General features: G+C 69.2%; 8 protein-coding genes. 3 read left to right on the forward strand and 5 right to left on the reverse strand.

Translation table 11 applies throughout. The annotated features are described in order from the left end of the window. Positions 1 to 42: 42 nt before the first annotated feature. The 3 genes from VM681_00660 to VM681_00670 form a co-directional block, all read right to left on the reverse strand. Positions 43 to 1,995 carry a S8 family serine peptidase gene (locus tag VM681_00660; GenBank protein ID HVL86507.1) on the reverse strand — a complete coding sequence of 651 codons (1,953 nt, stop codon included), beginning with the start codon at positions 1,993 to 1,995 and terminating at the stop codon, positions 43 to 45. Between the two features lie 106 nt (positions 1,996 to 2,101). After that, on the reverse strand, positions 2,102 to 3,577 hold the full coding sequence (locus VM681_00665) for a menaquinone biosynthesis decarboxylase (GenBank protein ID HVL86508.1): 1,476 nt from the start codon (positions 3,575 to 3,577) through the stop codon (positions 2,102 to 2,104). 32 nt (positions 3,578 to 3,609) lie between these two features. Next, on the reverse strand, positions 3,610 to 4,710 hold the full coding sequence (locus VM681_00670; GenBank protein HVL86509.1) for a hypothetical protein: 1,101 nt from the start codon (positions 4,708 to 4,710) through the stop codon (positions 3,610 to 3,612). A gap of 457 nt (positions 4,711 to 5,167) precedes the next feature. Between VM681_00670 and VM681_00675 the strand changes: the two genes are divergently transcribed. Next, entirely contained in the window at positions 5,168 to 5,647 is a 480-nt protein-coding gene (locus tag VM681_00675) for a hypothetical protein (protein ID HVL86510.1), read from the forward strand. 21 nt (positions 5,648 to 5,668) lie between these two features. Here VM681_00675 and VM681_00680 read toward each other — a convergent pair whose 3' ends face one another. Both VM681_00680 and VM681_00685 read right to left on the reverse strand, forming a co-directional pair. Beyond that, positions 5,669 to 6,349 carry a ubiquinone/menaquinone biosynthesis methyltransferase gene (locus tag VM681_00680; GenBank protein HVL86511.1) on the reverse strand — a complete coding sequence of 227 codons (681 nt, stop codon included), beginning with the start codon at positions 6,347 to 6,349 and terminating at the stop codon, positions 5,669 to 5,671. Then, on the reverse strand, positions 6,342 to 6,989 hold the full coding sequence (locus tag VM681_00685; GenBank protein ID HVL86512.1) for a hypothetical protein: 648 nt from the start codon (positions 6,987 to 6,989) through the stop codon (positions 6,342 to 6,344). Before VM681_00685 ends, VM681_00680 begins: the two co-directional genes overlap by 8 nt. Before the next feature lie 98 nt (positions 6,990 to 7,087). On the opposite strand from VM681_00685, the gene VM681_00690 reads away from it, so the two are divergent. Then, positions 7,088 to 7,345: a hypothetical protein gene (locus VM681_00690; protein ID HVL86513.1), complete on the forward strand. Its 258-nt coding sequence runs from the start codon at positions 7,088 to 7,090 to the stop codon at positions 7,343 to 7,345. A 7-nt stretch (positions 7,346 to 7,352) separates the two neighbouring features. Then, positions 7,353 to 7,781, forward strand: a complete 429-nt coding sequence (locus VM681_00695; GenBank protein HVL86514.1) for a PIN domain-containing protein — start codon at positions 7,353 to 7,355, stop codon at positions 7,779 to 7,781. The last annotated feature ends 22 nt before the right edge of the window (positions 7,782 to 7,803 follow it).

A 7,803-nucleotide genomic window follows, 5' to 3' on the forward strand; every position in this document is an offset into this window, starting at 1 on the left:
CGCGGACGCGCGCACGGGGCGCGCGCCCGAGGGTGCCGGATCCTAGCCCCGAAGCGCGGCGGCGACCGCCGCGTCCCGAAGCAACTCGACCGGCGGAAGCGCGGGCCCGCCGCCCGAGGGGGCGCCCATGGCGAAGTGGAAACCGCCCACCACCACGAAGTCGACGTCGTAGGCGTAGCCGCCGGCGTCCTCGATCCACGGCACGAGCGCGCACTCGTTGCCAAGCTCGGTGGCCGTGTTCCAGTTGTAGTAGTAGTCGTGTCCGCCCTGCGGGTTCTCGCGCAGCCGCTTGAAGCCACCGTACCAGCCCCAGTACGACGTCCATCCGAAGCAGAAGATGCCAAGCTCGAGCTTCGGGTTGGGATCCCCGACGCGGGACTCGGCCTGCACGATCACCGGTTGCATGGGCCAAAGGGCCGCCTTCGTGGGGAACAGGGGCGCAATCTCGCCGTCCACGCGGAGGCGATCGCCCCGGCCGCCGACGCCGTCGAACACGATGCGGACGACGGGGTCCGGCAGGTTGTCGACGAGCACCCACGCGGCGCGGCCCGACGCAAAGCCGTCGGCGTCGATGCAGCGCACGGACAGGCGGTGCCAGCGCTCGGCCACGGTAGCGGTTTCAAGCGCGCCTTCGAAGGCCCCGCCGGCGACCTCGGCAAGCGGTGACGCGACGCCTGCGCGGTTCAGCACGTAGTCGGCGGCGACGACGGGCGCGACGCCGGCTGCCGTCGTGGCCCGGACGGTGACAAGTCCGGAAACGCGCGCCTCGTTGGCCGGCGCGGCAAGCACGCAGGTCGGGGGGGTGAAGTCGCACCGGGACGGCAGGCTTTCGGTTCCCTGCTCGACCGCGACGGCAAGGTCGATCGCCGCGCGGGCCTGAACGAGGCCGTAGCCGAACGTCTCGTCCCATCCGGCCGGGCCAAGGTCGGTGGCCGTGAGTCGGAGCACGTGCCGGATCTGGCAGGCGGAGAGCGAGGGCGCGTGGCCCCAAACGAGGGCCGCAAGGCCCGAGGCGTGCGGCGTGGCCATGCTCGTTCCGCTGCACGTGGAGTACTTCTGGCCGCCGCCACCGCACCCGCTCGTGGGGAGGTCCGGAGCGGCCGTGGAAACGATCTGGTAGCCGGGCGCCGCGATCTCCACCGGGCCGCCGAGCGAGGTGAAGAAGCAGGCTTGGTCCGTCTGGTCCGTGCAGCCGACGGCGACGACGTGCGGCGAGGCGGCAGGCCAGCCCACGCACTCGATGCACTGGCCGTAGTAGCCCGAGTTGCCAGCCGCGGCGATGAGGAGAACGCCCTTGCCGGCCGCGTAGGCGACCGCGTCCTCGACGATCTGCGAGAAGCCGCCGCCCAGGCTCATGCTGACGACATCCGCGCCCGCGTCGGCGCACCAGCGGATGCCCGAGGCAACCCATCCCCACGTGCCCCAGCCCTGGGAGGACAACACCTTCGAGACGTAGAGGGGCGCGTTTGCGGCTCCGGCCACGCCGACGCCGTTGTGGATGCGGGCGAGCGCGGTGCCGGCGACATGCGTGCCGTGACCGTGGTCGTCGTCGGGGAGGTCGTCGTTGTTGACCTCGTCGCGCCCGGCGACGTACGAGCCCGCGAGGTCCTCGTGGGTCCAGCGCGTGCCCGTGTCCACGATGCAGACGGACTTCGTCGTGGCAAGGCCGAGGTCCCACGCCTCGGGCAGGCCGATGCGCGCGGGCCCGTACTGCTGCGCGAATCGGGGGTCGTTCGGGGTGAAGTACGCTTCGTACGTGCCTTCGACCTCGGCGTAGCGCACCGCGGGGATCCCGCGGGCCAAGGCAAGCGCCTGCGAGGCCGACGGGACATCCACCACGGCAAAGCGCAGCACGGGATCGGCCTGGACGACGCGCCCGTTCAGGAGGAGCCCCCCCACGACCGTCCCCGCGGGGAGGTCGTCGAAGGCCACGACAACGCGGCCTGGGTCCTGCGCCACGGCGGGCGGGACGACCAGGAGTGCGGGAAGGAGCAAAGCGGCGGTCGCAAGCAGGGCGCGGGCCGTGCGCGGGTTCGAGATGGAATCAGCCTCCGGGTCCGCCGATCCGGAGGGACCTTCTTGAATCGTTTCCTCGCTTTTTTCAACGCGCGCCCGCCGGGTCGGGGAGCCCGTACTCCTTCCACCGCGCGTCCACCCTGCCCTTCGTCTCCTCGTCCATCTCGATCACGGGCGGCCACTCGCGGGTGTAACCCTCCTCGGGCCACTTCTTCGTCGCGTCGATGCCAAGCTTGCCGCCGAGGTCGCGGATGGGCGCGGCGTGGTCGAGCGTGTCCGTTGGCATCCGGTCGAGAAGCAACGTGTCGCGGCCCGGGTCGTAGCGGCCGGGGAACGCCCATAGGATCTCGCGAAGGTCGTGCACGTTCACGTCGTCGTCGACGACGACGATGATCTTCGTGAACATGAGCTGCCCCATGCCCCACAGGCCGGCCATGACCTTGCGGGCATGGCCCGGATAGCGCTTCTTGATGGAGACGATCATGAGGTTGTGGAACACGCTCTCCACGGGCAGGTTCATGTCCACGATCTCGGGGAGCTGCAAGCGGATGAGGGGCAGGAACATGCGCTCGATGGCCTTGCCGATGTGGCCGTCCTCCATCGGCGGCTTGCCGACGATGGTGGCCGGGTAGATCGGGTCGCGCCGGTGCGTGAGCGCCGTGACGTGGAAGACCGGAAAGTCGTCGGGCATGCTGTAGTAGCCCGTGTGGTCGCCAAACGGTCCTTCGCGGACGCGCTCGCCCGGCTCCACGTATCCTTCGAGGACGATCTCCGCGTTGGCGGGAACCTCGAGGTCGACCGTCTTGCACTTGACAAGCGGCACGCGGGCTCCGCGCAGGTAGCCCGCGAAGAGGAACTCGTCGATCCCGTCGGGCGCCGGCAGGATGCCCGCGAGCATCGTGGCTGGGTCTGCGCCGATGGCCACGGCCACGGCCAAACGCTCGCCGCGCGCCTCGGCCTTCTGGTAGTGGATGGCGCCGCCCTTGTGGGTCTGCCAGTGCATGGCCGTGCGGCGCTCGTCGAGCACCTGCATGCGGTACGTTCCCACGTTGCGCTTGCCCGTTTCCGGATCCCTTGTGATGACAAGCGGAAGCGTGACGTAGCGCCCGCCGTCGAGCGGCCAGGTCTTGAGGATCGGAAGCTCCGACAGCCGAACGTCGGCGCCTTGCTTCACAACGGCTTGACAATCGCCCCAGCGCACGCCCTTCGGGGGAAAGACGACGAGGTCCTTCATCTTCATGAACGCCTCGAAGCCCTCCCGCAACGAGTGCGGCACCTCGGGCTGCGCGAAGGCGGCAAGCGACGCGCCGATGGCGCGGGGATCGCGATCACCCACGGCCAGCCGAACGCGCGCGGGCGTCCCGTAGAGGTTCATCGCGACGGGGATCGTAGAGCCGATCGGGTTTTCGAAGAGGACCGCCGGTCCGCCGCCTCGCCGCTTGGCCAGCCGGTCGGCGATCTCGCCCATTTCGAGGACGGGATCCACGGGCGCCCGGACGCGGACGAGCTCGCCTCGCTTGTCGAGGTCGGCGAGGAATTCGCGCAGGTCCGCGTAGCCCATTGCCATGGGCACGCGCAAGCAGCGAATAAAGGTTACTCGGGGGCGAACGTGGCGTCGAAGGAGTAGGAAAGCACCTTGTCCAAGCCAAGGCCGTCGCCTCCCTCGCGCATCCACGCGGCAAGGCCGATGGAAAGGACGCTTCCCGCTCCCGATGGTTCCACCTCGAACGTCGCATGCAGCGGCAACGTCGCCTCGTAATCGTTGGCGGAAGGAAGCCCGGCGGGGACCGTGTGCCGTGAGACGGCCGACGGGCTGTTGTCCGCAAGCGCTTGCAGACAACCGGGCGCCGTCCCGGGGAGCTTGATCGGGGAAAGCCGGAGTTCGTCCCGTTGGCCGGAGGTGTGTTGAAGGGCGACAGCGGCGATACCGCGCACGACGACGGTCCCGGCCGTGGGGATGGGAACTTGGAGCACGGCCTTCTCGAGGATCGCGCACGCCGACGTGAGAGGCGAACTCTCCTTCGTCTGGCGAGCGACGACGTCCTGCGGACGATCGCACTGCCACGCGCCGTCGATGCGCTTGAGAACGTATCCGGCCGGGCAAGGTTCCCCGATGCCGGCTGCCGTGACGGAGCCGGGTGCGACGCTCGATGCGGTAACGTCCGCAAGGCCGGACCCGTCCCCCGAGAAGGTCCCGACAAACGACCCGTCCGCCGCGCCCGTGAACGTCCCGGTGAAGGACCCGTCCGCGGCGCCGGCAAACGTGCCCGCAAACGATCCGTCCGCAGCCCCCGTGAACGTACCCGCGAACGAGCCGTCGAACGCGCCCGCGAAGGAATTGCCCGCGTTGGGGAACGCTAGGGTTTCGCCGTACGTGCCCGCCAATCGCGGGCCCGGGAGCGTTCCCGACGCGATCGCGGAAGCGTCCAATCCCGAGAGACCGCTACCGTCTCCCACAAACGCGTTTTGCGGGTTCGTGAACGAAAGTTGCGCCACGTAGGTTCCCGGCAGCAGACCGGCGGCAAGCGCGCTTGCGCACCCGTCCAAGACGGTTCCTCCGTCTCCCGGAAGCTGCAACGGCACGCAGGTCGCGACGGCCAATCCGTTCCACGTCAGCACGCCGTCCCCGTCGGCAGAAAGGCCGTACCCATTCAAGAGCAGCGGGTGGGCTTGCATGTCGAGAGGACCGAACATGACGTCACCCCACGTGTCAAGCCAAGCGTCCGTCAGGCCTCCGCCCTTTGGCGGGTGAACGTCGCAGCGCTGCGAGGCCGCCTCGGGGGTCGCGTGACCGCAAGGCATCGCACCGTATTCCACACACGGCAAGCTCGTTTCCCTCCCCGCCCCGATGGCGGCGCTGCAGATTCCCGCCGATGCGGCCGGCCCATCGGGATTGGCGTCCGCGCAAGCGTATCCGAAAAGCGGTCCGACCGTTTCGGAGACGCATTCGGGTTGGCCGGCGACGTGCGTCCCGGCTCCGAGGGTCGCGGCAGTCAACACAAGGCAGGCAAGGGTCGAAGCTCGGATGCTGCGGGCGTGCACGGATTGGCCTCCCTTTTGCCCGATCGGGCGCCCCCGAGAAGAGCAGTGGTTGCATCAATGTATTGCCGGTCACCCTCATGCTTATGACCCGTCGGAGCTTCGGAGGCGCGTGACTTCCACGCTTCGCGCCTGCCTGCGCTGCGGTTCGGCCGACGTGAACATGCCTTCCGTGGGGGCCGGCGACGCCTTCATTCCAGGGACCGAGGACGTCATGGGCACCGTCGTCTGCGGCCGATGCGGCTACAAGGCCATGCCCCTCTCGTTCGACACGGAGGAGGCCCTTCTCGCCTACCGGGGGGAACGCGAGCGCGAGGGATGGGAGGAGTGGAAGGTCCCGGCGGGCGGCGGAATGACGGCGCTGCCACGCGCCGACGCCCTGCCCGAACACGCCCGTTTCGTGTCGGCCGTCCTCATGGTCGGCGGCCTGTTCCTCCTGGCCCTGGGCGCGCTTGTGATGTTCACCGGAACGCGCGGGTTTGCCGGGTGGACGCTTGGCGTCCCGCCCGTGCTTCTCGGGTTGGCGCTGGCCGTGATCGGCTACCACATCCACAAGAACCGCGACGCGCCCGACGTGCGGGAAATGGTGTGAGGCGTTCGAGGGGCCTCACCCTCAGACCGCCCGCGCCACGTACGCCACGACCGCCCCCCGCTGCAGCGGCACGCTCTCCGCCTCGAACCCCGCCTGCTCCATGCGACCGCAGAGAGCCTCCGGGGAAGGGAAGTCCGCCAGAGACCCCGCGAGATAACGATATGCGGCCGCATCCCCGCCGACAAGACCGCCAAGCAGTGGAACGAGGCGTCCGAAGTAGAGCCCATGGATGGGGCCGTACAGGGCGCCGCGCGGCTTTGCGATCTCCAAGCTCACAAGGCGCCCGCCGGGGCGCAGCACGCGCCGCATCTCCGCGAAGAAACCGGGCAGGTCCTCCAGGTTGCGCAGGACAAAGCCGTTGACCGCACCGTCGAAGCTTGCGTCGCGGAACGGGAGGCGCTCGCCGTCGGCCATGGCCACGTCGGCGCCGCGCACGTCGCGCCGGCATCGTCGGGCCATGGCGCGCGCGGGGTCCACGGCGACCACGCGCGCCGTCGGTTGCTGCCACAGCACCGCTTCCGCGAGGCGGCCGGTTCCGCAGCCGACGTCGAGCACGCGATCGCCCACGCGGGGCGCAAGCAGAGACACCGAGAGCCGTCGCCATTTCGCGTCGGCGCCGGCGGTGAGGACGGCGTTGGCAAGGTCGTAGCGCGGGGCGATGCGGTCGAACATCGCGGTGACGGCGCTCTTCTTCTCACCCATCGGCGCGCTCCGGATACACAAACCGAACGGAAAGCCCGGCGGGCAGCTCCGCGACGGCCTTTGCCTGCAGGAAGTCCCCATTGACCGGCGCGTTCCACGGTAACGGCCTGCCGCGCGAGCCCTTGACGACGACCAGCTCCTGCGCGGCGAGCGCGCGCGCGACGAGCACGGCCGTGAGGTCGCTTCCGCCCCGGCCCATCGTCGTGAGGCGGCCCTTGCCGTCCTTGCCCACGAAGCCGGGCAGGACGGGCGTGACCGCTTTCGCAAGGAGGGGCTCCAAGGCCGCGCGCAGGCGGTCGAACGTTTCGCCGCGAGGCGAGGCGTCCCCATGTTTGGAGTCCGTGAGGATCGGCCAGGCCGGATCGTCGGGCAGGAGAAGGTGCGAATCGATCCCGGCGCCTTGCAGCGCGGCATGCATCGCGCGGGCGCTTTCCACCTCCCCCCAGGCCAGGAGCTCGTCCATGTCGCGCGCGGAAAGGCCGTCCACGAAAGCAGTTGCGAGGATGCCGTCGGTCACGCCCGCCATGGCCGACACGACCACGGCCTGCGGCCTTGGCGGCCCTTCGGTCAGAAGGCGCGCGGCGTGCGCGTACCGTTGCGGCGAGTCGAGGTACGATCCCCCGATTTTGGCGACGCGCATCGCGGCGGCAGAAAAGCAGCGGGGGATAAGGCTTGCGAATCCAAAGAATACAAATATGATACCAAATATACACCTTGTATATGCCAACAACAGTTCGGGTGGAAGAGGACGTCAAAAAGCAGCTCGATCGGCTGCAAGGCCTCGTCCTTTCCGAGACCGGGGAGCGGATCAGCCAGAGCGAACTGCTCGCCCGCCTCCTTCGCCAAGCGGAGAAGGACCCGACGGCGGTCTTGCAGAAACGCGCGGCGTGGGCCCCGCCCTCGCCCGAGCAAGTCGAGCGTTGGCTTGCAAGCCTGCCCGACGAGGGCCCCGAGACGGACGCAAGCCGTGTCGACGAGACGCTCTACGGAGAGTAGAGCGCGCATGCGGTCGCTCTTTGTCGACACGGGCCCATTTGTAGCCCTCGCCTCGCCGCGCGACCGGTTCCACGAGCGGGCCGGCGAGCTCCTTCGCAGGATCGCCGCTCGCGAGTGGAGCTACGTTACGACGTCGGACTTCGTCCTCGCCGAGACGCTCAATTTCGTCCAGCGCAAGATCCGGCGAAAGGACGCGATGGACCGCGTGATGGAGCTTGCCTTCGGCAGCTCGCGCCAACCTCCGATCGTGCGCGACGTCCAGCGCGTCCACGCGGGACGGTTCGCCTCCGCAACCCACGCGATGTCCGCCGGCTTCGACCGCGGCCTTTCGTTCACGGACTGGACGACGATCGTCGTGATGCGCGAGGCCGGAATCTCCGAGGTCGCCACGTTCGAAGGCGGATTCGGGGGCGTCGTCGGCGTGGCGGAAGTGTGAGCGGGTCCACGTCGCCAAGGTA

This window comes from Candidatus Thermoplasmatota archaeon, from assembly GCA_035541015.1.
GTDB lineage: Archaea > Thermoplasmatota > SW-10-69-26 > JACQPN01 > JAIVGT01 > DATLFM01.

What these genes read in the sequence shown, in the direction of transcription:
- VM681_00665 (HVL86508.1), bottom strand. Translation starts at nt 3,577, where the DNA reads ATGGGCTACGCGGACCTGCGCGAATTCCTCGCCGACCTCGACAAGCGA.
- VM681_00670 (HVL86509.1), bottom strand. Translation starts at nt 4,710, where the DNA reads ATGTTCGGTCCTCTCGACATGCAAGCCCACCCGCTGCTCTTGAATGGG.
- VM681_00680 (HVL86511.1), bottom strand. Translation starts at nt 6,349, where the DNA reads ATGGGTGAGAAGAAGAGCGCCGTCACCGCGATGTTCGACCGCATCGCC.
- VM681_00685 (HVL86512.1), bottom strand. Translation starts at nt 6,989, where the DNA reads ATGCGCGTCGCCAAAATCGGGGGATCGTACCTCGACTCGCCGCAACGG.
- VM681_00695 (HVL86514.1), top strand. Translation starts at nt 7,353, where the DNA reads ATGCGGTCGCTCTTTGTCGACACGGGCCCATTTGTAGCCCTCGCCTCG.